The following is a 23,773-nucleotide window of genomic DNA, read 5'->3' on the forward strand; positions in this document are numbered from 1 at the left end:
GCTGCTCAGGCGAGCAGTTCGACCTCCGACACCACCGCCTCGCCGTCCAGGACCAGCCGGTACTTCCCGTACGTTCCCGGGGATGCCACGGTGAACGCGCGTGTCTGCCGGTCCCATGGGAAGGACTCGCCGGACCGCTTGTCGAGGGTCTGCCAGGTGGTGCCGTCGTCGGAGCCCTGGAGCGTCCAGCCGGTCGGCGCCTTCGTGTGGTCCGACGACGAAGTCACCGTGTACTGAAGGCCCTTGACCGGCCCGGAGACCGGCAGGTCCACGGAGGTGACCGTCGCGTGTGTCGCCGAAGTGTTGTCGAACAGCGGCCCGGCACCCTTCAGCACGTCCGCCCGCGGCGTCGGCACCTTGTCGTCCTGGGTGATCGACACGGGCGCCGCGTTCCTGCCGGTGCCCCAGGAGGAGGGCTTCGAGCTCATCTCGAACTCCAGGACCCCGCCCCGCGAGAGCAACGAGTGCGGAAGCGAAGTCGACGTCCACGTACGGCCGTTGACCCGCAGTCCCTGCACGTACACGTTCCTCGTGCTGTTCCTCGGTGCCTTGACGACCAGGTCCTCGCCGTTCTCCAGATGCACTGTCGCCTTCTTGAACAGCGGGGATCCGACGGCGTACTCGCCGCTGCCCATCACCAGCGGGTAGAAGCCGAGCGCGGAGAAGAGGTACCAGGCCGACTGCTCGCCGTTGTCCTCGTCGCCGTGGTAGCCCTGCCCGATCTCGCTGCCGGTGTAGAGCCGCGAGAGCACCTCGCGGACGTTCTTCTGCGCCTTGTAGGGCTGCCCGGCCGCGTCGTACATGTAGATCACGTGGTGCGCGACCTGGTTGGAGTGCCCGTACATGCCCAGCCGGACGTCCCTCGCCTCCGTCATCTCGTGGATGACACCGCCGTACGAGCCGACGAAGTCCGGGGACGCCGTCTCGGGGGTGGCGAAGTACTCGTCGAGCTTGTCCGCGAGGCCGCTGCGGCCGCCGTAGAGGTTGGCGAGGCCCCGGCTGTCCTGCGGGGCGGTGAAGGCGTAGCCCCAGCCGTTGGTCTCCGTGTAGTCGTAGCCCCACACGCGGGGGTCGTACTTGGACGAGTCCACCCGCCAGTCGCCCTTGGCGTCCTTCCCCTGGAAGAAACCGGCCTTGGAATCAAACAGATCCACATAGTCCTGGGCGCGGTTGAGGAAGTACTCCGACTCCTCCTTGTAGTGCTTCTCGCCCGTCTTCCTGTAGAGGGCCTGGCCCATCCGCGCGATGCCGTAGTCGTTGACGTAGCCCTCCATCGCCCACGACAGGCCCTCGTGCGTGTCGGTGCTCGTGTAGCCGAGGAAGGGGGAGGTGCCCATCCCCTTGCGGCCCACGCCCGACTCCGGGGGCACGACCGTCGCGTTCTTCAGGGCCGCGTCGTACGCCGCCTTCGCGTCGAAGTTCACGCCTTTGACGTACGCGTCCGCGAACGCCACGTCCGAGGAGGTGCCCGTCATCAGGTCCGCGTAGCCGGGGGAGGACCAGCGTGAGGTCCAGCCGCCGTCCTTGTACTGCTGCACGAACCCGTCGACCATCTCGCCCGCCTGAGAGGGCGTCAGGAAGGAGTACGCGGGCCAGGTGGTCCGATAGGTGTCCCAGAAGCCGTTGTTGACGTACACCTTGCCGTCCACGATCTTCGCGCCGGTGTGCGTCGGTGTGTCCTGGCTGGGCATCGGCGAGAACGGGGAGGCGTACTGGTACGTCGAACCGACCTTCTCGAAGCCGGAGTTGGGGTACAGGTACAGCCGGTACATGGACGAGTACAGCGTGGTCAGCTGGTCCTGCGTCGCACCCTCGACCTCGACCTTGCCGAGCAGCCGGTCCCACGTCCGCCGGGCGCGGTCCTTCACCGTGTCGAAGGACGTGCCGTCCGGGATCTCCTGGCGGAGGTTGTCCTTGGCCTGGTCGACGCTGATGAGCGAGGTGGCGAGGCGGAGGGTGACCGTGTGGTCGTCGCCGGCGTCGAGGCGCAGATAGCCCTTGACCCCGCTCGAAGAGCCGTCCGTCACCTTCTTGTCGAACACGCCGTACACGAACAGCCGGGTCGCGCCCGTCGACAGCCCGGACTTCACGTCCGAGTAGCCGGTGACGATCCCGTTGTCCTTGTCGAGCGTGAGCCCCGCCTGCTCCGTCACGTTGTCGAAGATCACGCTCGCGTCGTCGCCGGGGTAGGTGAACCGGAGCGCCGCCGCATGGTCGGTCGGGGCCATCTCGGCCTTAAGGCCGTTCTCGAACCGCACCCCGTAGTAGTACGGCCGCGCGGTCTCGTTCTCGTGCCGGAAGGCCAGCTCACGGGCCTGACGGCCGGTGTCAGGGGTGCCGGGGGCGACCGACGGCATCACCTGGAAGGTCTGCCGGTCACCCATCCACGGGCTCGGCTCGTGGCTGGCACTGAACGCCTGGATCGTCGGCAGGTTGTCGGCGTTGTTCGCGCGTGCATAGTCGTACAGCCAGCTCAGCGAGGACGCGTTGGTCACCGGCGTCCAGAAGTTGAAGCCGTGCGGCAGGGCGGTCGCGGGGAAGTTGTTGCCGCGGGAGAACCCTCCGCTGGAGTTGGTTCCACGGGTGGTCAGCGCGTAGTCGGACAGGTGGGCCTTCGGCGGCTCGGGCGCGACCGGCTTGATCGCGATGTCGTCGAGCCAGCCGCGGAACTTCGCCGGGCCCTTGGGGGAGTCGTACGCCACCAGGATCCGGTCGACCGTCTTTCCGGCCGCGACCGACCCGATCCGCGCGGCCACGTTGTTCCACTGGTTGACGTAGAGGGCCTTCGAGGCGCCCTGGCCCTGCGGCGACAGAGTGAACCCGTGCTGGTCCGTGGCGCCCAGATCGCTCAGGTAGGAGCCGTCCGTGAAGGCGAGGTCCACCGACACGTTCGTGGCGTCGTAGTCGCGGTCCCTGTCCGCCATCGACGGGAAGATCCGGTACGAGAGCCGGGTGTCCCGGCCGACGGCCACGTTCACGTCGAAGACCTTGTTGTACGAGTACGCCCGCCCGTCGGCGGTGTGCCGGCCGGCGTAACGCAGGGCCCTCTTTCCGGTGAACCCGGCGCCCGCCTTCGCGGTGGGCGATCCGCTCGGGCCGCGGTCGACCAGCGAGAGCATGTCCTGTGGGACCGGACCGCCGCTGCCGCCCGTGGAGAACTGCACGTCGGCCAGTTGCAGGATGTCGTCCGCGCCGTTGTTCTTCGTGATGTCGAGCCGGAAGTGCTGGTACTCGGCCGGCTCGGCGAGATCGTACGACCTCGTCTGGAAGCGCTCGGAGAAGGACTCGCCGGAGCGGGTGTCGACGGTCTTCCAGTCCTTGCCGTCCGTGGAGCCCTGCAGGGTCCAGTCCCTCGGGTCGCGCTCGGCGAAGTCGTTGGCCGAGGTGAGCGCGTACGTCACCAGCTTGATCGGCTTGTCCGGGTCGAACTCCACCCAGCCGGTGGGATCGAAGGTCAGCCACTTGGTGCCGGACTCGCCGTCGACGAGGTTCTCCTTCACCTCGCCGCCGTCCGTGTTCTCGGCACTGGCGCGCACGTCCGTGACATGGTCGGTCACGTTGCCCGGGATGCCGGTGCTGTAGCCACCGTCGACGCCGGAGGCCCGCTTGCTGCCGTCCGCCGCGGTGTCGACGGTGTTGAGCCAGTCGGGTGCCGGATCGCCCGCCTCGAAGGAGGAGGCGAACTCCCGGTCGGCCTTGGACGGCGCGTCGGGCAGGGCGACCGCCGCCCCCTGCGAGCCCACCGCCATGACAAAGGCGGCCGTGATCACGACCGCCGGACTCCATCTGTGCCATCTGTCCCGAGCTCTGTGCCGCATACGCCGACACCACCCTCCCTGCGCTGTGGACAACGTTGTCAACTGCGACGCGCAGAGACCAGTAGTGGGTCAAGTGAGCAGTGATGTCAAGGGTGTTGACTGTGGCATTCGGGGCGTATGTCGCGGATTTTTCCGGCAAGGTGGCCACAGGCGGCTCATATTTCCTGGAGGTCTCAACTCGGATAAGACCATTGGCCAACCTTGCATTCGATCTTGCTCCGTTGGCGGGAAGTGGACTATACCTGTCGGCGATTCACCCGATCCGTTCTGCACCATCCGCACTTCCTGCACGACCCTGCTGACCTGACCGCGGTGCCGGGGAGGATCCGGTTCACCGCCTGAGTCCTGGAGAAGGCGAGGACTTGAGCATGGGATCCACTTCCGCCGAGAACACCGGCAACGCGGGTGTCGGCCGCCGCGACCTGATCAAGCGGTCCGCTGCGCTCGGACTGATCTCCGTACCCACCATGAGCTTCCTGTCGGCCTGCGCGAGCAGTGGCGGCGACGACAACGGGGGCAAGGCCAAGGCGGGCAAGAAGACCGCCAAGAACCCGCTGGGCGTGAACGACACCGCGGGCATGGAGTTCGTCCTGTTCGACGGCGGCTTCGGCAAGGAGTACGCCCAGGACGCCGTGAAGATCTACGAGAAGAACTTCCCCAAGGCGAAGGTGAAGTTCTCCGCCACCCAGAAGATCCAGTCCACGCTCCAGCCCCGCTTCAACCAGGGCACCCCGCCGGACCTCATCGACAACTCCGGCGCCGAGCAGATGGACATGGGCGTCCTGGTCGGCAAGAACCAGCTCGCCGACCTCACGCCGCTCCTCGACGCCCCGTCCTACGACGACCCGAACAAGAAGGTCCGCGACACGCTGCGCCCCGGCATCGTGGAGATGGGCCAGTTCGACGGCAACCCGGTCTGGATCATGTACTACGCCTACACGGTGTACGGCGTCTGGTACTCGCAGAAGGCGCTGGACTCGCTAGACGCCCAGTACCCGAAGACCTGGGACGAGATGCTCGCCGTGTGCGAGAAGGCCAAGAAGAAGGGCATGGCGGGTTGGACGTACGCGGGCAAGTACCCGTACTACCTCCCCTTCTCGCTCTACCCGATGATCGGCAAGGTCGGCGGCCGGGAGGTCCTCGACGCCATCGACAACCTCGAGCCGAACGCCTGGAAGCACCCGGCCGTCAAGGCGTGTTTCGACGCCTACTACGAGCTCTACAAGAAGGGCTACATCCTCAAGGGCACCCCCGGCCTCGACCACATCCAGTCGCAGACCGCGTGGGCCAAGGGCAAGGCGCTGTTCATCCCGAACGGCTCCTGGGTGGAGAACGAGTCGGCGAACGTCATCCCCGCCGACTTCAACCTGGCGGTCTCCGCGCCCACCGGCATCGACAGCTCCGACAAGATGCCCTTCGGCACCATCTGGGCCTCCGGCGGCGAGCCCTTCATCGTCCCGGCCAAGGCGAAGAACCCCGAGGGGGGCATGGAGCAGCTGCGCATCATGCTCAGCGAGGCCTCCTCGAAGAACTTCACCACCAAGGTCAAGTCGCTGACCGCGTTCAATGGCGGCACCAGCGGGATCTCTTTGACCCCGGGTCTCAAGTCCGGAGTCGCGGCGCTGAAGCTGGCCGGGGACAACGTGCTGAATCCGCGCCTCCAGGACTGGTATGTCCAGTTGCAGAAGGAGCAGATCGGTGTGGCGGGCCTCGGCGAGATGATGGCCGGCCGTCTCACCCCGGCCGAAGCCATCAAGAAGATCCAGGGCTTCGCCGACGCGGCCGCCAAGGACTCGTCGATCAAGCACTACAAGCACCAGTGAGGGTCCGTCACCAGGGTCTGTCCGGCGGATCAGGCCGGCTGTAAGGTGCGGTGCTGCTTGGCCGCCCCGAGCGGGTTCACGGGGGTCAACCGCTCGATCGAAGTCGAGAGTGGGGGAGAGTGACGACAAGGCCGCAGATGTGCGTGCCAGACCCCGCTCGGGTCGGCATTATCCGCCAGGGCAGGCCCTGGCGGCAGCACAGGCAGCACCCGCCCAGAGATCGGGGTAGGTAGTAATGCAGCACGGCAAGTACCGGTTCATCGTGGGGTTTCTGGCGCTGCCCCTGGGGCTGTATGCGCTGTTCGTCGTCTGGCCGTTCATCCAGTCCATCTACTACTCGTTCACGGACTGGACCGGCCTGAGCCCCGAATTCAAGATGGTTGGCTTCGACAACTACAAAAGGATGCTCGACGACGAGATCTTCTGGAAGTCGTTGCAGCACAGCCTGCTGTTCGCGTTGGTGCTGCCGGTGGTGACGATCAGTCTGGCGTTGTTCTTCGCCTTCATGATCAATGTGGGCGGACGGAGAAGGCGGGGCGGCCCGGTGATTTCCGGGGTCCGCGGTTCGTCCTTCTACAAAATCGTCTATTTCTTCCCGCAGGTGCTCTCGATCGCGATCGTCGCCCTGCTGTTCGCCTTCGCGTACAACCCGGACAGCGGCGCGATCAACTCCCTGCTGCGCGGGATCGGGCTCGACAGCGTCCAGCCGCTCTGGCTGGGCGACCCGAGCCTGGCCCTGTGGTGCGTGATGGCCGTGCTGGTCTGGTCCTCGGTCGGCTTCTTCGTGGTCCTCTTCTCCGCCGGTATGGCCTCCATCCCGGCGGACCTGTACGAGGCCGCGCTGCTGGACGGGGCGAACCGCGTCAGCACCTTCTTCCGGATCACCCTGCCGCTGCTGTGGGACACCGTGCAGTCCGGCTGGGTCTACATGGGCATCCTCGCCCTGGGCGCCGAGTCGTTCGCGGTCGTACAGATCATGACGACCGGGCCCGGCGGTCCCGACTACTCGACCACCGTCATGGTCCTGTACGTGTACCAGAAGGCGTTCCGTGACGGACAGGCCGCCTACGCGACCACCATCGGCGTCGCCCTGCTCATCGTCACGCTGGCCTTCGCGGCGATCGTGATGCGGCTGGGCCGGCGCGAGCGGCTGGAGTACTGATCATGAAGACGACCGATACCCCCGCCTCCGTACCGGCCGGCTCCGGTGCCTCCGTCTCCAAGGTCGACGTGCCGTCCGCCGCGCCCGCCAAGGAGAAGAAGGAGGGCAACGTCCTCAACGTCTTCTCCCACGGGATGCTCGTCCTGTGGGCGTTCATGGTCGTCATGCCGCTGCTGTGGGCGGTGATGACGTCCTTCAAGGACGACAGCTCCATCTTCAGCTCGCCCTGGGCGCTGCCGGACAAGCTGCACTTCGACAACTGGGCGCGGGCCTGGACCGACGCCAACATGAGCGACTACTTCCTCAACACCATTCTGGTGGTGGGCGGTTCGCTCATCGGCACCCTGGTGCTGGGCTCGATGGCGGCGTACGTGCTCGCCCGGTTCGACTTCCCGGGCAACCGCTTCATCTACTTCCTCTTCATCGGTGGCATGAGCTTCCCGATCATGCTGGCGCTGGTCCCGTTGTTCTACGTCGTGAACAACATGGGTCTCCTGAACACCATCCACGGTTTGATCCTGGTCTACATCGCCTACTCGCTGCCGTTCACGGTCTTCTTCCTGACCGCGTTCTTCCGCACCCTGCCGACCTCGGTCGCGGAGGCGGCCTTCGTCGACGGGGCCTCGCACAGCCGGACGTTCTTCCAGATCATGCTGCCGATGGCCAAGCCCGGCCTGATCAGTGTGGGGATCTTCAACTTCCTCGGGCAGTGGAACCAGTACATGCTGCCGACCGTGCTCAACACCGACCCGGACAAGCGCGTGCTCACCCAGGGTCTGGTGCAGCTGGCGGCCAGCCAGGGGTACAAGGGCGACTGGTCCGGGCTCTTCGCCGGCCTGGTGATGGCGATGCTGCCGGTGCTGGCGGCGTACATCATCTTCCAGCGGCAGGTGGTGCAGGGGCTGACGGCGGGCGCGCTGAAGTAGCGCTCCGACGCCCGGCGTGCGCGCCGTACCCCGGATCCCGGGGGACGGCGCGCACACGTCTGTCTGCATTGCGTCCGGGTGTGTTCAAGCCCCCGGAAACAGTTCAACCTCTTGACGGGAGGCGACCCGAACGGCTCAGCTTAGAGTTCACTAGTTGGACATAGACGGGGCCTCATTGAAGCGGTCCCGCGCGCAGGAGGTCGTCGTGGAGACTCCGGGGTCGCAGTCGTCACTGCACCGAGCCAACCTGGAGCGGGTCGTACGGGCCGTCCGGCTGGCCGGGTCACTCACGCAGGCGGAGATCGCGAGGACCACAGGGCTGTCCGCGGCAACGGTCTCCAACATCGTCCGCGAGCTCAAGGACGGCGGAACGGTCGAGGTCACGCCCACATCGGCGGGCGGCCGAAGAGCCCGCAGCGTCTCCCTGAGCGGTGACGCCGGGATCGTCATCGGCGTGGACTTCGGGCACACGCATTTGCGCGTCGCGGTCGGGAACCTGGCCCACCAGGTGCTGGCCGAGGAGTCCGAGCCGCTGGACGTGGACGCCTCCTCGGCGCAGGGCTTCGACCGGGCGGAAGAGCTGGTCAATCGCCTGATTGCAGCAACCGGTGTCGACCGGTCCAAAGTCGCGGGCGTGGGCCTCGGCGTGCCCGGTCCGATCGACGTCGAGTCCGGCACCCTCGGCTCGTCCGCGATCCTTCCCGGCTGGGCCGGTACCAAGCCCGCCGAGGAGCTGCGGGGGCGGCTCGGCGTGCCTGTGCACGTGGACAACGACGCGAACCTCGGCGCCCTCGGCGAGCTGGTCTGGGGCAGTGGCCGGGGGGTCAGGGACCTGGCGTACATCAAGGTCGCGAGCGGTGTCGGAGCGGGTCTGGTGATCGACGGGAAGATCTACCGGGGACCCGGCGGCACTGCAGGAGAAATCGGACATATTACACTCGATGAATCCGGCCCCGTCTGCCGCTGCGGAAACCGGGGATGCCTGGAAACCTTTGCGGCAGCGCGCTATGTACTTCCGTTGCTCCAGCCGAGCCACGGCACCGACCTGACGATGGAAGGTGTCGTGCGGCTGGCCAGGGACGGAGACCCGGGCTGCCGTCGGGTGATCGCCGACGTCGGCCGCCACATCGGCAGTGGAGTCGCCAATCTCTGCAATTTGCTGAACCCGAGCCGGGTCGTCCTCGGCGGTGATCTCGCCGAGGCCGGTGAGCTGCTGCTCGGTCCGATCAGAGAGTCTGTCGGCCGCTATGCGATCCCCAGTGCGGCGCGCCAACTGTCCGTTCTCCCGGGGGCACTTGGGGGTCGTGCGGAGGTGCTCGGAGCGCTCGCTCTCGCACTCAGCGAGATGGGCGATTCGACCCTTTTGGACGGCACCTTGTCCACCGCGACACCTGCCTTCACTTAGAGAACGCATGACGCCGTTGCCATCTCGTTAAGTATTTACTTCTTGACGTCGCACGTGTGGCCGAGTTGACTTCCAGCCACCTCGGCCGCAGCGTTGCGGCCCTGTCAGGGAGGCACCCCTCATGAACGCAACGATGCGTAGAGTCGTGATCGGCACGGCTGCGGTTTCGATGGCTCTCTCCATGGCCGCCTGCGGCAAGGCCGGTGACAAGAAGAACGACTCCGGCAGCTCGAGCTCCGGCGGCACCAAGGCCTCGATCGGCCTGCTTCTTCCCGACAACACGCAGACCCGCTACGAGCAGTTCGACCGGCCGCTGTTCGAGGCCAAGGTCAAGGCGCTCTGCTCCGGCTGCTCGGTTCAGTACGCCAACGCCAACGCAGATGCCGCCAAGCAGGCGCAGCAGGTCAGCAGCATGATCACCAAGGGCGTCAAGGTCATTGTGATCAGCGCCCAGGACTCCGCGGCCATCAAGTCCTCGATCCAGACCGCGGTCAACAAGGGCATCAAGGTCGTCGCCTACGACCGCCTCGCGCAGGGCCCGGTCTCCGCGTACATCTCCTTCGACAACGTCAAGGTCGGCGAGCTGCAGGGCCAGGCGCTGCTCACCTCGCTGGGCTCCAAGGCGACCAAGAGCTCCAAGGTCGTCATGATCAACGGTGACGACGCCGACCCGAACGCCGCGCAGTTCAAGAAGGGCGCGCACCAGGCCCTCGACGGCAAGGTCAACATCGCCTACGAGCAGTCCGGTCTGTGGAAGGACACCGTGGCCGCCCAGAAGATGTCCGCGGCCATCACCCAGCTCGGGGCCAAGAACATCGCTGGCGTCTACTCCGCCAACGACAGCATGGCCGGTGGCATCGCCAACACCCTGAAGGGCGCGGGCATCGCCGGTATCCCGCTGACCGGTCAGGACGCGGAGCTCGCTGCCATCCAGCGCATCCTCGCGGGCAGCCAGTCCAGCACCGTCTACAAGGCCTACAAGCCGGAGGCCGAGGGCGCCGCGACGCTCGCCGTCGACCTGGCCCAGGGCAAGAGCATCTCCTCCCTCGCCACTGAGACGCTGACCAGCGGCTCCGGCGACAAGGTGCCCTCCCAGCTGCTGACCCCGGTCTCGGTCACCAAGGCCAACATCAAGGACACGGTCGTCAAGGACGGTCTGTACACCGTCAAGCAGATCTGCACCGCCGCCTACGCCAAGGCCTGCAAGGCCGCCGGCCTCGAGTAGGCACGTACCCGAGTGACTGCCCGGACTCCTGGGCAGTCACCCGAGCCGCGACCGCCCCGCGGTCCCGCGAAGCCTGTCCGGCGTCCGTCCCGGCCTTCATACCCCGCTACCGGGACGGGCGCCGGACGGAACCGTTGCCAAGGGCAGCGGATTCGCGCATGTTCATCCTGTAAACCTCGTGCGTTCTCGCACACCTCTCCGCGCACTACCCCAAGCGCGGCATCCCCGCCGGTCAGGCGGCGAAGGAGATGGTTCACGTGTCCGCTACGCCCGTGCTGGCGTTGCGCGGAGTCTCCAAGCGATTCGGTGCGGTTCAGGCCCTCACCGATGTCGAACTGGAGGTCCACGCCGGAGAAGTCGTCGCTTTGGTCGGCGACAACGGCGCAGGGAAGTCGACCCTGGTCAAGACGATCGCAGGTGTCCACCCCATCGATGACGGCGTCATCGAGTGGGAGGGCCGGCCGGTCAGCATCAACAAGCCGCACGACGCCCAGGGACTCGGCGTCGCGACCGTCTATCAGGACCTCGCCCTGTGCGACAACCTTGACGTGGTCGGCAACCTCTACCTCGGACGCGAGCTGCTGCACCGCGGTGTCATCGACGAGGTGTCGATGGAGAAGAAGGCCCGGGAGCTGCTGAGCACGCTCTCCATCCGCATCCCGAGCGTGCGCATCCCGATCGCCAGCCTCTCCGGTGGCCAGCGCCAGGTTGTCGCCATCGCCCGCGCCCTGATCGGCGAGCCCAAGGTCGTCATCCTCGACGAGCCCACCGCCGCCCTCGGCGTCGAGCAGACGGCCCAGGTCCTCGACCTCGTCGAGCGGCTGCGCGAGCAGAACCTCGCCGTCATCCTCATCAGCCACAACATGGCCGACGTGAAGGCCGTCGCAGACACCGTCGCCGTCCTTCGCCTGGGCAGGAACAACGGTTCCTTCCCCGTCAAGGACACCAGTCACGAAGAGATCATCGCCGCGATCACCGGAGCCACGGACAACGCCGTGACCCGTCGTGCGGGGCGTCGCACCACGGAGGCGGCACAGTGAGTGACACGTCCAAGGTTTCCAAGACGGGCACCGCACCGGAGCAGGGGACCGCGGCCCCGGCCGACGACCCGACGGCAGCCGGTGTCGCCGTCGTCGACCCGCGACTGCTGGTCCGTGAAGAGGGCTTCAAGGGCTACCTCACCGAGTTCAAGCGCAAGGTGAAGGGCGGCGAGCTGGGCTCGCTGCCGGTCGTCATCGGCCTGATCATCATCTGGACGATCTTCCAGCTGAAGAACGACCGCTTCCTCAGCGCCGACAACCTCTCCAACATCAGCTACTACCTGTCGGCCACCGGCATGCTCGCCATCGGCCTGGTGTTCGTGCTGCTGCTCGGCGAGATCGACCTCTCCGTCGGCTCGGTCAGTGGCCTGGCCTCGACGATCTTCGCCGTGTTCGTGGTCGAGCACGGGATGAACGACTGGCTCGCTCTGGTCCTGACGATCCTCACCGGTATCGGCATCGGTGCACTGCACGGCTTCTTCTTCGCGAGGATCGGCGTGCCGGCCTTCGTGGTGACACTCGCCGGCTTCCTGGGCTGGAACGGACTGATGCTGTGGCTGCTGGGCTCCAGCGGCACCATCAACATCCCGGCCGACACCGGCCCGGTGCACCTCTTCGGCCAGAACTCCTTCTTCATGGACCAGGCGATCGTCGGCGCCTATCTGCTGGCCGGCCTCGGTGTCGTCCTGTCGCTCGTGGGCCAGTTCAACGAGCAGCGCCGCCGCCGGGCGGCCGGGGTGCCCTTCCGCCCCACCAGCGAGATCCTGGTGCGGGTCGCTCTGCTTGCAGTGGCGTCCTTCGTGGCCGCGGCGGTGCTGAACAACGCCGCCGGTGTCTCCAACGCCCTGGTGATCTTCCTCGCCTGTCTCGTGGTCGTCGACTTCGTGCTGCGGCGCACCACCTTCGGGCGCAAGGTCTTCGCGGTCGGCGGCGGCATCGAGGCGGCCCGCCGTGCCGGTATCAGCGTGCCCGTGGTCCGGATCACCGTGTTCGCCATCTCCGGCATGTTCGCTGCGATCGGCGGCATGTTCTTCGCCGGCCAGACCGCGAGCGCGACGCTGACCGCCGGTGGCGGCAACACCCTGATGCTCGCCATCGCCGCTGCGGTCATCGGCGGTACAAGCCTGTTCGGCGGCCGAGGTTCGGTCTGGTCCGCCCTCCTGGGCATGCTGGTCATCCAGTCGATCCAGACCGGCCTGGACCTGCTCAACATGAACACGTCCATCCAGTACATGATCACGGGTGCGGTTCTGCTCGGTGCGGTTGTCATTGACTCCGTCTCTCGTAGGAGTCAGAAGGCTGCGGGTCGCGCGTAACGCGGTCGCGCCGTGGGGGTGCGGTGGATTGGCGGGTGCCGGCCGTGTGTGGCTGGTCGCGCAGTTCCCCGCGCCCCTGCAGGGCGCCCCTTGCGGCGGCCTTCCTCCCTCTACCTGTGCCCGGTGCCAATGGCGGTGCCGGGCACAGTCATGTCATAGGCCCGGCGGATCTTGGGTACAGCCGATCGCGTGACCTATCACGCACCGCCCGGGCGTCGGCCGCACAGGCGGAACATTAGACTCGACAAGCCCGGCAACAGCTCTACTGCAAGGAGGCACGGGTGCCGCTGCTGACCCGCATCAGGGGACCGCGCGATCTGGACCGGCTCAGCCTGGAGCAGCTGGACCAGCTGGCAGAGGAGATCCGGACCTTCCTCGTCGACGCCGTCTCCAAGACCGGCGGCCACCTCGGCCCCAACCTGGGCGTCGTCGAGCTCACCATCGCCCTGCACCGTGTCTTCGACTCCCCGAAGGACAAGGTGCTGTGGGACACGGGCCACCAGTCCTACGTGCACAAACTGCTCACCGGCCGCCAGGACTTCGCGAAGCTGAAGCAGAAGGGCGGCCTGTCCGGCTACCCCTCGCAGGCCGAGTCCGAGCACGACGTCATCGAGAACAGCCACGCCTCCACGGTGCTCGGCTGGGCCGACGGCCTCGCCAAGGCCAACCAGATCCTGGAGCGCGACGACCACGTGGTCGCCGTGATCGGTGACGGCGCGCTGACCGGCGGCATGGCCTGGGAGGCCCTCAACAACATCGCCGACGCCAAGGACCGGCCCCTCGTCATCGTCGTCAACGACAACGAGCGGTCCTACGCCCCGACCATCGGCGGCCTCGCCAATCACCTGGCCACCCTTCGTACGACCGACGGGTACGAGCGGTTCCTGGCCCGCGGCAAGGACCTGCTGGAGCGCACGCCCGTCGTCGGCAGGCCGCTCTACGAGACCCTGCACGGCGCGAAGAAGGGCCTGAAGGACTTCATCGCACCGCAGGGCATGTTCGAGGACCTCGGCCTGAAGTACGTCGGTCCCATCGACGGACACGACATCGAGGCCCTGGAGTCGGCGCTGGCGCGCGCCAAGCGGTTCGGCGGCCCGGTGATCGTCCACTGCCTCACCGAGAAGGGCCGCGGCTACCAGCCCGCCCTCCAGGACGAGGCCGACCGCTTCCACGGCATCGGCCCCATCCACCCCGACACCGGCCTGCCCATCAAGGCCTCCGGCGCCGACTGGACCTCCGTGTTCGGCGACGAGATGGTCCGGCTCGGCCAGGAGCGCAAGGACATCGTCGCCATCACCGCGGCGATGCTGCAGCCGGTCGGCCTGAAGAAGTTCGCGGACGCCTTCCCGAAGCGGATCTACGACGTCGGCATCGCCGAGCAGCACGCAGCCGTCTCCGCGGCGGGCCTCGCCACCGGCGGACTGCACCCCGTCTTCGCCGTCTACGCCACCTTCCTCAACCGCGCCTTCGACCAGGTCCTGATGGACGTCGCCCTGCACAAGTGCGGTGTCACCTTCGTCCTGGACCGGGCCGGCATCACCGGCACCGACGGAGCCTCCCACAACGGCATGTGGGACATGTCGATCCTGCAGGTCGTGCCCGGACTCAGGCTCGCCGCGCCACGCGATGCCGACCAGGTGCGGGCGCAGCTGCGGGAGGCCGTCGAGGTCAAGGACGCGCCGACCGTGGTGCGCTTCTCCAAGGGCGCCGTCGGCCCCGCCGTGGCCGCCGTGGGACGGGTGGGCGGCATGGACGTCCTGCGCGAGCCGGGGACGGACACGCCGGACGTGCTGCTCGTCTCCGTGGGCGCCCTGGCTCCCATGTGCCTGGAGATCGCCTCCCTGCTCGACAAGCAGGGCATCTCCACCACCGTCGTCGACCCGCGCTGGGTCAAGCCCGTCGACGAGGCCATGGCGCCCCTCGCGGAGCGGCACCGCGTGGTCGTCACCGTCGAGGACAACTCCCGGGTCGGCGGTGTCGGTTCGTCGATCGCACAGGCCCTGCGCGACGCGGGCGTCGACGTACCGCTGCGCGACTTCGGCATCCCGCCGCGCTTCCTCGACCACGCCTCCCGCGCCGAGGTGATGACGGAGATCGGGCTCACCGCTCCCGACATCGCCCGCCAGGTCACCGGCCTCGTGTCCAGGCTCGACGGCCGCTTCAACCGTGAGGCGGCGGAGGTCGACTCGGTGGAGCCCGCGCGCGACTGACCCGCCCAATACGACCGGATGGGCCGCTTCCATCACCGCGAAGGGTGGTGAAAGCGGCCCATCTGCGTGAATCCGCCTGCGCCGGGGCATACGCAGTACGCCCCCTCTCGATCATGTCGAGGACGACGAAGCGTGGGAGGTAAGCCCGTGAGCAGCACCCTCTTCCGGACGAAGAAGGTCGAGCAGTCCATCCTCGATACCGAGGAACCCGAGCACGCGCTCAGGAAATCCCTGTCCGCGCTCGATCTGACGGTCTTCGGCGTCGGCGTCATCATCGGTACCGGCATCTTCGTTCTCACCGGCACGGTGGCCAAGAACAACGCCGGCCCCGCCGTCGCCCTGGCCTTCGTCGCGGCCGGCGTCGCCTGCGGGCTCGCCGCGCTCTGCTACGCCGAGTTCGCCTCCACGGTCCCGGTGGCCGGCTCGGCGTACACCTTCTCGTACGCCTCCCTGGGCGAACTGCCCGCCTGGATCATCGGCTGGGACCTGGTCCTGGAGTTCGCGCTCGGTACGGCGGTGGTGGCCGTCGGCTGGTCCGGGTACATCGCCTCACTCCTCGACAACGCCGGCTGGCATCTGCCCGAGAGGCTGAGCGGCAGGGAGGGGGCGCACGGCTTCGGCTTCGACATCCTCGCCGCCGCCCTCGTCCTGGTGCTGACCGCGATCCTCGTGGTGGGTACGAAGCTCTCCGCGCGGGTCACCTCCGTCGTCGTCGCCATCAAGGTGACCGTCGTTCTGACCGTGATCGTCGCGGGTCTGTTCTTCGTCAAGGGCGACAACTACCAGCCGTTCGTCCCGAAGTCGCAGACGGTGGAGGCGGGCGGCAGCCTCAAGGCCCCGCTCATCCAGCTGATGTTCGGCTGGGCGCCCTCCAACTTCGGCGTGATGGGCATCTTCACCGCCGCGTCCGTCGTCTTCTTCGCGTTCATCGGTTTCGACGTGGTCGCCACGGCCGCCGAGGAGACCAGGAACCCGCAGCGGGACATGCCGCGCGGCATCCTCGGCTCGCTCGTCATCTGCACGGTGCTGTACGTCGCCGTGTCGCTCGTCGTCACCGGGATGGAGCACTACACCAGGCTGTCCGTGAGCGCCCCGCTCGCCGACGCCTTCAAGGCCACCGGACACCCCTGGTTCGCGGGCTTCATCAGCTTCGGCGCCGCCGTCGGCCTGACGACGGTCTGCATGATCCTGCTCCTCGGGCAGACCCGGGTCTTCTTCGCGATGAGCCGCGACGGACTGCTGCCGCGCTTCTTCTCGCACGTCCACCCGCGGTTCAGGACCCCGCACCGGCCGACCATCCTGCTCGGCGTGATCATCGCGATCGTCGCGGGCTTCACCAGCCTCAGCGAACTCGCGGAACTGGTGAACATCGGCACGCTGTTCGCGTTCATCGTCGTCGCGATCGGCGTGATCATCCTCCGCAACACCCGCCCCGACCTGCCCCGCGCCTTCCGCACCCCGTGGGTCCCGGTCATCCCGATCCTGTCGGTGTGCGCCTCGCTGTGGCTGATGCTCAACCTGCCCGCCGAGACCTGGCTCCGGTTCGCCATCTGGATGGTGATCGGCTTCTTCGTGTACTTCCTCTACGGCCGCTCCCACAGCCGTCTCGCACGCGGCGAGCAGACCGGGTCGGCGAGGTCTTGAAGCCGCCGGGCCGGGAGGGGGAGTGGTCAACTCCCTTGTCACGCAGGCCTGACGGTACGGGGGCCCGAGACCTCCGCCCCCAACTCCTGCACCCTGCACCGCAGTTCCCGGTCCGCTGTCACCACCAGGACCGGGCGTTCCCCCGCCCCGGCGACCAGGTCGACCATGTGGTCGTCCCCGCTGCCCGGCGCCGACTCGACCTGGACGCCGGGCACCGTCTCCACCCCGCGCGCCGCACCCTCCACCACGAGGACGATCTCCACGGGACCGGAGTGGCCGGGGAGACCGTCGGCCGCGAGCCGGTCGCGGAGGCGTTCCGCGGCCCCCCGCCGGTCACGCCACCAGCCGTCGGGCACCGACCCGACGACGTTCGCGGCGTCGACGATCACGAGCAGGGGGTCGCTCTCACTCATGCGGCAAGGTTCGCACAACCGCCGCTGCCGGCCGCTCAGTCCACCGGCTTCTCGTCGAAGCTGGCGTAGTACGCGGCGGCCATGTCCTCGTCGCCGTGTCCCTGCGCGGCGGCCCGCTCCATGCGCTCGGCGGTCGCGGCGGCCACGTCCAGGCGGACGCCGTTCTGGCGGCCTGCCTCGACGATCAGACGGGCGTCCTTGGCGGCCGTGGCCACCGCGAACTGGGCGGGAGACAGCTGGTCGTTCAGGACCAGTCCGGCCTTGGCCTTGAGGTAACCCATGTCGAGCGGACCGCCCGCGATCAGGTCGAAGAAGTTCTGCGGGTCGACGCCGAGCGCCTGGGACAGGGCCAGCACCTCACCGGTCGCCGCGGTCGCGGCGAGGACCCAGCTGTTGGCGACCAGCTTCAGCCGGGTCGCGCTGCCTGCCGCGCCGTCGTCCCCGGTCCACAGCGTGCGGGCGCCGACCGCGTCGAACACCGGCTGTACCGCCGCCCGGCCCTCGACGGGCCCGGCGGCCACCACTGTCAGCTGTCCGGCCTCAGCGGGCTGGCGGGTGCCGAGCACCGGGGCGTCGAAGAAGACGAGGCCGTGCTCGTCGGCGAACGCGGCCAGTTCCGCGATCGCCCCGATGCCGGCCGTGGTCGACTGCACCCAGGCGGCGCCGGGGCGCAGCGCGGGGGCGGCCTCGCGCATGGCGTCCAGGGCCGCGGGACCGTCGTAGAGCATGGTCAGGACGACATCGGCGCCCTGGACGGCCTCGGCGGGCGTGTCGGCGATGTGCGCTCCGTCGGCGGCGAGCGGCTCGGCCTTGGCGCGGGTGCGGTTCCAGACGCGGACCAAGTGGCCGGCGCGGGCAAGGTTGCGGGCCATGGCGGCGCCCATGATGCCGGTGCCGAGGACGCTCACGGTGAGCTGGTCGGTCATGAGATCGGCTTCCTTCTCACTGTTGCTGTGGTTGCTGAGGAACAGCCTGCCCGCTCTGCGTCCGGCCGCACGCACAGGACACAGGGGCCGGGCCGCGGCCCGCGTGTCGCCCCGCTTAGAGTGAAGCGGTGAACGGCGACTGGCTCCTACGCGGCCGTGACGGCCGGCTCAGTGTCTACCTCCCCACGGACGACGCCCTCCTGTGCCGGGCGGAACGCTCACCCGGCGGTCCCTGGACGGACGCGCACCGGGTCGGCGGCGAGCAGAGGCTGCACCCGTCACCCGCGGTCGGACAGGGCAGCGACTCCTACGCCCATCTGGTCTCCTGGCGGCCCACCGTGTCCGGCGAGGCGGGCCTCGTGCACTCCACCCACTTCCGGCCCCGGCTCGCGGCCCTCGACTGGGCGCCGGTCGGGCACCCCGACAAGAAGGGAGCCCGCACCGGCCCGCCCGCCATCGCGGTCGACGCCGAGGGACGCGCCCATGTCTTCGTCCGCAACAACGGCGGCGGGGTGAGCATGGTCGCGCAGAAGGAGAAGGGCGGCTGGGACCCCTGGCGGGACCTCAAGGGGCGTGACGTACAAGGGGAGTTGGCCGCGGTGACGGGGGAGTCGGGCCGCGTTGAGGTGTACGCGGCCGTCCCCGGCGGCATCCTGCACTGGCGGCAGGAGGAGGCGGGCGCCCAGCCGGGCCTGGAGGAGGCGATGGAGGCGCCGGTCCGCCCGGACACCCTGTACGCGCTGGCCACCTCCCCGGACGGTACGACCCTCTTCTACACCGACGAGTCGGGAGACCTGTGCGCCTGGCGCCCCGGCACCAAGCCCGTCACCCTGCTGCCCTCCGCCGGACCCGGCCCCGTCTCCGCAGTGCGCTGCGAACTCGACGGCCACGACTGCACGTTGCTCGCGCAGCGTTCTTCCAGTGGGCGGGTCGCCTTTGCCGCGTATCCGACGGAGCAGGAGTCGGCAGGGGCGTGGTGGGCGGAATCGGGACCACAGCTTCCGGCGGACGCCGTGGTGTCACTCGCGGTGGATGAGGATGGGCGGGTGGTGGCGGCAACGTTGTCCCCGTCGACCGGACAGCTCCTGCTCACCCGCCGCAAGGACGAGCCGGGACTGGCGCTGGAGGCCTGGCGGGAGGTCTGACGCCCCGCGGTTCAGCGCCTCGTCCGCTTCCGCTTACCGCTGTGGCCGGTTCCTGCCGTCGCCCGGCGAGTGCCTCAGGTCGTTCCGTTTACCAGCCGAACGGGATCACATGGGGGCAGTTAGTTACAGGAGACACTCAAGGTATGGAAAAGGTTGTACAGATGTGTGCGTGACAAGAGGCACTTGAGGCACTTGTGGTGACGATGTGAAGGTCTTGTTAACCTTCCCCAACTTGTTCGATTTTTTTCGCGCGGGTGGCCGAGAGCCGCCCGCGCTTCTGTTGCCGTGCCAACGGGGTTGGGAATGAGGCGGCATCCGTGCCGCGAAGAAGATGCGCCGCGAGTTCGAGGCCCGTGGTGTGAAGTACACCGTCAGCGTGCAGCCCGAGAACAAGGGCAAGCGCGAGGCCCTGGCGCTGGGCTTCGAGGCGGCGCCGTACTCGGACATCTTCCTGTGCGTGGACTCGGACACGGTTCTGTCCCGGGACACCGTCCGCGAGCTGCTGCTGCCGCTGGCCGACGAGAAGATCATGGCGTCCACCGGCATGGTGCTGGCGCTCAACCACGACAGCAACATCTTCACGCGCCTGCAGGACCTCAGGTACGGCAACTCCTTCCTCTTCGAGCGGGCCGCGTACTCCCGTCTGAAGTCGGTCCTGTGCTGCTGCGGCGCGCTCTCCGCGTACCGCGGCACGCTGGTGCGCAAGTACCTCCCGGACTTCCTCAACCAGCAGTTCCTGGGCAAGCCGGCCGTCTTCGGTGACGACCGCCGCATGACCAACTACTGCCTCATGGAAGGGCAGGTCGTCTTCCAGGAGACCGCCGTCGGCTACACGGCCGTCCCCGAGAAGCTGCCGCACTTCCTGCGCCAGCAGGTCCGCTGGAACAAGTCCTTCTTCCGCGAGTCCCTGTGGGCCTTCACGCACCAGAAGAAGTACCGCCCCGCCTTCTGGCTGACCTGTATGGAACTAGCGCTGTGGCTGGTCTTCGGCACGGCGATGTTCTACTCGATGGTCATCACGCCGATCGTGCATCCGGATCGCTTCGTCGCCCACATCGGTGACTACCTCGTCTTCATGGTGCTGATGGGCTACCTCCGCAACGTCCGCTACCTCGACTTCCCGCGCCGTGGCATGGGCTTCATCAAGCGCTTCGGCATGTTCCTGCTGGCACCGATCTACGGCGTGATCCAGCTGACGCTGCTGACCCCGCTCCGCTTCTATGCGCTGCTCACCCTGCACAAGGGCAGCTGGGGCACCCGGCAGGCCGGCGTCGAGGTGTCCGTGGCCGGCGATCACGAGGCCGACGTGACGGAGATCTTCGAGGAAGAGGACCCGTACTCCGACAAGAAGGTCACTGAGACGCTCCAGCTGATGCGTCTCGAGGGCGCGGCGCTGCGCCGCACGGCCCACCGCGTCGCCCCCGCCATCCCCAGCCAGCCGCAGCCGCTGCCCGGCTACGACGAGCAGCACGCCTACGCGCCCCAGCAGCGGGTGTCCTGGGGCACCCCGGAACCACAGTGGCAGGGCGGACAGCACGACCCGTACCACAACGGGCAGAACCCCAACTACCCGGACCACCAAGGCCAGTACGTCGATCCCTCCTGGCGGCAGGGCGGCCAGGGCTGGTGAGCGTGAGGGGGCGGTTGTGGCCGCCCCCTCGGCCGTTCCCTACGTGTAGTACGCCATCGCCTCGGCCACCGTCAGCACGGGAATCCCCCGGTCGGTGATCGCTTTCATCAGCGTGTCCAGGCCCGCCCTGCTGATTTCCGTGCTGGCCGCCGGAGCCCCGGCCACGATCCGGTGCAGACAGAGGATCAGCCAGTCGCCGCTGTGCGCGCACCGGTCGAGCCGGCCGCCGGCCGCGATCAGGTTCGCAAGCGCCGTACCGCCGATTCCCGAGCCGTCGTTGATGCCGGTGAGCGCCTTCAGGCGGTACGGCATCGCGGGCGCGAAGGACTCGATGGTCTCGGAGACGATCGACCGGGCCGTGGTGAAGTGCCGGCTCGCGATCCGGTCCACCGGCACGCCGTCCGTGGTCTTCTCGAAGGCGCCGTGCGGATAGGCGAAGTGCTCGCTGGTGAAGCCGTTGCCGACGAGCCATTCCCGCAGGGTCCGCAGATCGTCGTCCACCTGCTGAGCGGTGAGGGCGCTGTAGCTCGCCGTGTGGGCGCTCGTCGCGTACGCGTGCCCGGCCATCTCCCAGCCCGAGAAGTCCTGCAGCGACCGCATCTGATCAAGCGTCAGAAAGGTGTCGCTGCCGATGGCGTCGGCGATGTTGTAGACGGTGCCGGAGCAGCCGTACGCGTCCATCACCGGCCGGGCGAGCCCGTGCACGGAGGTGTGCGAGTCGTCGAAGGTGATCGAGACGACGCCCTTGGGGAAGACGGACGAGGTGTCCGGGATCAGCTCGACGGCCTGGAGGTGGTACGTCACCGGGCCGCCCGCGTTGTCGTACACCGCGAAGGACATGTCCGTGAAGCCGGTCGTGGTGGACGGCACTCCGGCGGACGAGATCGAGTACGTCCCGGCCGCGCTGGTGACGTCGGCCCACTGCAGGTGCACCGTGACCCACTCGCCGGACTGCACGTAGTTCGTGGCGGTGGCGGAGTGCGTGTGGAACTGCCAGAGGAAGTGGTTCGCGAGTGAGCCGGTGCCCAGGTAGAAGGACATCTTCGACAGGTGGGCGGTGTCGTCGACCCGGAGGACGAGCCGGACCGCCTTGCCGGTCAGGCTCGTCGCCGCACCGCCGAGCCTGCGGACGTACGACTGATTTCCTGTGCCCGTGGTGGTCACCCGCACCGACTGGGTACCGCGCACGAACAGCGAGGTGTCGTTCACGTCGGCGGAGGAGGTGCCGGTGCCGGCGGCACTCCAGCCGTGCCCGGACTGAAACTGCTGGGACCAGGTGGCGCGCCGGTATCTGGGACGGCGACCGGAAGGAGCGTATGGCGGTGGTGTGCCCAGGCTCCCCGGGCCGACAGCCGCCACCGGTCCGGCCGAGGCGGTACTGAGCGAGGCACCGCCGGCCGTCACCAGCCCCGCGGTTCCGGCCAGTCGCAGTGCGGACCGGCGGCTCAACCCCTGTGCGTCCAGGGCCTTTTCACGGCTCATGCGTGCCCCCCAATTCATACTGGCCCCCCGGCTCAGGATGTGGTGTTGAAGTAGTTCAGTCCGTTCTCGCTGTAGTTCTTGACCGCCGCGTCGATGCCGTCGAGCGACATCGCGTCCTTGGCGCTGTAGTAGAGCCAGTCGACCTTCATGTCCCAGGCGCGCTCGCCGCCCTTGAAGGGCAGGTCGATGAACCAGGTGTTGAAGTTCACGGACATGCCCGCGCGCGGGGCGTACTTGCCGCTGGTGCTGTAGATCTTCTTGCCGTCGACGCGGTAGGTCACCACGCCGTCCTTGACCGTCATCACGACGGTGCGCCAGCCGGCCAGGCTCTTGACGGTCGTGTTGTACACACGGTCCTCGACGGTGTGCCAGGTCACGTTGTCCAGCTTGGGGCCGAGCCGTCCCCAGCCCCCGTTCGGCAAGTACTCGTTGTCGAGCTCGCTGTATGTCGGGCCCTTGCCGCCGATGGTGTAGAAGGTCTGGTTGACGTGGTCGCCGTTCCTGCCGGACGTGGGGTCGTCGCTGAAGTGGATCCGGGCGGCGTACGTCCCGGAGCGGAATTCGCGTCCCGAAGTGCCCACACTGGCCTGCTTGGTGCCGGACTTCGTACCGTCCGTGCGGGCACGGAGATCGAGCACTTGGCCGTCGCCCAGGGCGTCCTTGTCGGAGGGGAAGGTGACGCCGTCGGCCGACCACGTGTCGTGGATGCCGGGCCCGCCGCCGCTCGTGCGGACCAGCCAGCCGTGCCTGAACAGCGCGGGGTCCTTCGGGCCGGTGTAGTGGAAGTTGTCGAAGAGGACACCGGAGGGGACGGTCGGCAGGGGACGGGCGGCGGTCTTTGAGGTGCCCTTGGAGTCGTCGGGCTTCGTGCCGTCCGGCTCCTCGCCCCAGGCGAGAACCCCGCGCTTGTACGCGGTGACCGTCTTCGACTCCTTGTACGTCGTCTTCCCTGCGTCGAAGGAGCGGTCGTTCGACTGGTCGAGCTTCTTGTGGTCGACGCGGTACAGCTGGACGTCGAGGCCCTTGCTGTTGGCGCCCGGCTGCAGCGTGCCCGCCCCGTCCGCGAACCTGAGCTCGAGACAGTGGTCGGCGGTCCCGGTGGGCTTGTCCAGCTCGACGACGCTCCCGGCGACGTCGGAGCAGCCGAAGGCGGCCTGGACGCAGTTGAAGGCGTACGAGCCGCCGTCCGCCGTGAAGTAGTACCGCAGCGTCACCTCACTCAGCGGCAGCGGCTTCTTCGACTCGTTGAAGATCTCAAGCGAGGGCTCGGCCGTCGTGGCCGCCGCGGGTGTGGCCGTCCGGTACCGGACGGTGAGCTCGGGCGGGTCCGGGTTCGCCTTGCGCCAGATCGGATACAGCGCCGTGGCGCCCGCGGCCACAACCGCAACGAGAAGGAGCAGCTTGACCTTGGGCCACACCCGACGTCGGGGTTGTTGGCGGCGGCGGGTGGACGCCACGGAGTTCCTCCGCAGGAAATCGATACGTTCCGACCCGTCTCTGATCAGGAACGGCAACTGAATGTGAAGAATGTGATCTGACTGTGTGGAGATCCTAACGGTAAACGCACGGTAAAGGGGGCGGACCGCCCGGATCGATACCGGGCGGCCC

Annotated in this window: 16 protein-coding genes; 11 read left to right on the forward strand and 5 right to left on the reverse strand. The window is 67.9% G+C overall.

Features of this window, described 5'->3' with window-relative positions:
- Window positions 1-5: 5 nt before the first annotated feature.
- Window positions 6-3,749: a GH92 family glycosyl hydrolase gene (locus IH68_RS0126715; RefSeq protein ID WP_030939785.1), complete on the reverse strand. Its 3,744-nt coding sequence runs from the start codon at window positions 3,747-3,749 to the stop codon at window positions 6-8.
- Between the two features lie 437 nt (window positions 3,750-4,186).
- Here IH68_RS0126715 and ngcE point away from each other — a divergent pair, with 437 nt between their 5' ends.
- The 9 genes from ngcE (at window position 4,187) to IH68_RS0126760 (ending at window position 16,569) form a co-directional block, all read left to right on the forward strand.
- On the forward strand, window positions 4,187-5,641 hold the full coding sequence (ngcE, locus tag IH68_RS0126720; RefSeq protein WP_030939788.1) for an N-acetylglucosamine/diacetylchitobiose ABC transporter substrate-binding protein: 1,455 nt from the start codon (window positions 4,187-4,189) through the stop codon (window positions 5,639-5,641).
- Window positions 5,642-5,876: 235 nt separating this feature from the next.
- Complete coding sequence (locus IH68_RS0126725) at window positions 5,877-6,803, forward strand: carbohydrate ABC transporter permease (RefSeq protein WP_030939790.1); 927 nt, start codon at window positions 5,877-5,879, stop codon at window positions 6,801-6,803.
- Between the two features lie 2 nt (window positions 6,804-6,805).
- Window positions 6,806-7,729, forward strand: a complete 924-nt coding sequence (locus IH68_RS0126730) for a carbohydrate ABC transporter permease (protein WP_030939792.1) — start codon at window positions 6,806-6,808, stop codon at window positions 7,727-7,729.
- Window positions 7,730-7,934: 205 nt separating this feature from the next.
- Entirely contained in the window at window positions 7,935-9,134 is a 1,200-nt protein-coding gene (locus IH68_RS0126735) for an ROK family transcriptional regulator (RefSeq protein ID WP_030939794.1), read from the forward strand.
- A gap of 121 nt (window positions 9,135-9,255) precedes the next feature.
- Window positions 9,256-10,359, forward strand: a complete 1,104-nt coding sequence (locus tag IH68_RS0126740) for a sugar ABC transporter substrate-binding protein (RefSeq protein ID WP_234341604.1) — start codon at window positions 9,256-9,258, stop codon at window positions 10,357-10,359.
- Window positions 10,360-10,607: 248 nt separating this feature from the next.
- A complete protein-coding gene (locus IH68_RS0126745) occupies window positions 10,608-11,399 on the forward strand; it encodes an ATP-binding cassette domain-containing protein (RefSeq protein WP_030939798.1) in 792 nt (263 codons plus the stop codon).
- A complete protein-coding gene (locus tag IH68_RS0126750) occupies window positions 11,396-12,715 on the forward strand; it encodes a sugar ABC transporter permease (RefSeq protein ID WP_030939800.1) in 1,320 nt (439 codons plus the stop codon). The genes IH68_RS0126745 and IH68_RS0126750 overlap by 4 nt, the downstream gene beginning before the upstream one ends.
- Before the next feature lie 281 nt (window positions 12,716-12,996).
- Window positions 12,997-14,925, forward strand: a complete 1,929-nt coding sequence (gene dxs / locus IH68_RS0126755) for a 1-deoxy-D-xylulose-5-phosphate synthase (RefSeq protein WP_030939802.1) — start codon at window positions 12,997-12,999, stop codon at window positions 14,923-14,925.
- Window positions 14,926-15,072: 147 nt separating this feature from the next.
- Window positions 15,073-16,569: an amino acid permease gene (locus IH68_RS0126760; protein ID WP_030939805.1), complete on the forward strand. Its 1,497-nt coding sequence runs from the start codon at window positions 15,073-15,075 to the stop codon at window positions 16,567-16,569.
- Window positions 16,570-16,607: 38 nt separating this feature from the next.
- On the opposite strand, the gene IH68_RS0126765 is transcribed toward IH68_RS0126760, so the two are convergent.
- Entirely contained in the window at window positions 16,608-16,982 is a 375-nt protein-coding gene (locus IH68_RS0126765) for a hypothetical protein (protein ID WP_030939807.1), read from the reverse strand.
- Window positions 16,983-17,017: 35 nt separating this feature from the next.
- Window positions 17,018-17,908, reverse strand: a complete 891-nt coding sequence (locus tag IH68_RS0126770) for an NAD(P)-dependent oxidoreductase (RefSeq protein ID WP_030939809.1) — start codon at window positions 17,906-17,908, stop codon at window positions 17,018-17,020.
- A gap of 128 nt (window positions 17,909-18,036) precedes the next feature.
- On the opposite strand from IH68_RS0126770, the gene IH68_RS0126775 reads away from it, so the two are divergent.
- Both IH68_RS0126775 and IH68_RS0126780 read left to right on the forward strand, forming a co-directional pair.
- A complete protein-coding gene (locus IH68_RS0126775) occupies window positions 18,037-19,053 on the forward strand; it encodes a hypothetical protein (protein WP_030939811.1) in 1,017 nt (338 codons plus the stop codon).
- Between the two features lie 331 nt (window positions 19,054-19,384).
- Entirely contained in the window at window positions 19,385-20,683 is a 1,299-nt protein-coding gene (locus tag IH68_RS0126780; RefSeq protein WP_234341607.1) for a glycosyltransferase, read from the forward strand.
- A 39-nt stretch (window positions 20,684-20,722) separates the two neighbouring features.
- Here the strand turns inward: IH68_RS0126780 and IH68_RS0126785 are convergent, their stop codons facing one another.
- Window positions 20,723-22,165: a polysaccharide deacetylase family protein gene (locus IH68_RS0126785; protein WP_030939814.1), complete on the reverse strand. Its 1,443-nt coding sequence runs from the start codon at window positions 22,163-22,165 to the stop codon at window positions 20,723-20,725.
- Between the two features lie 32 nt (window positions 22,166-22,197).
- Entirely contained in the window at window positions 22,198-23,622 is a 1,425-nt protein-coding gene (locus tag IH68_RS0126790) for a cellulose binding domain-containing protein (protein WP_030939816.1), read from the reverse strand.
- Window positions 23,623-23,773: the final 151 nt, after the last annotated feature.

This window comes from Streptomyces sp. NRRL S-646 (genome assembly GCF_000720765.1).
Taxonomy (GTDB): Bacteria; Actinomycetota; Actinomycetes; order Streptomycetales; family Streptomycetaceae; genus Streptomyces.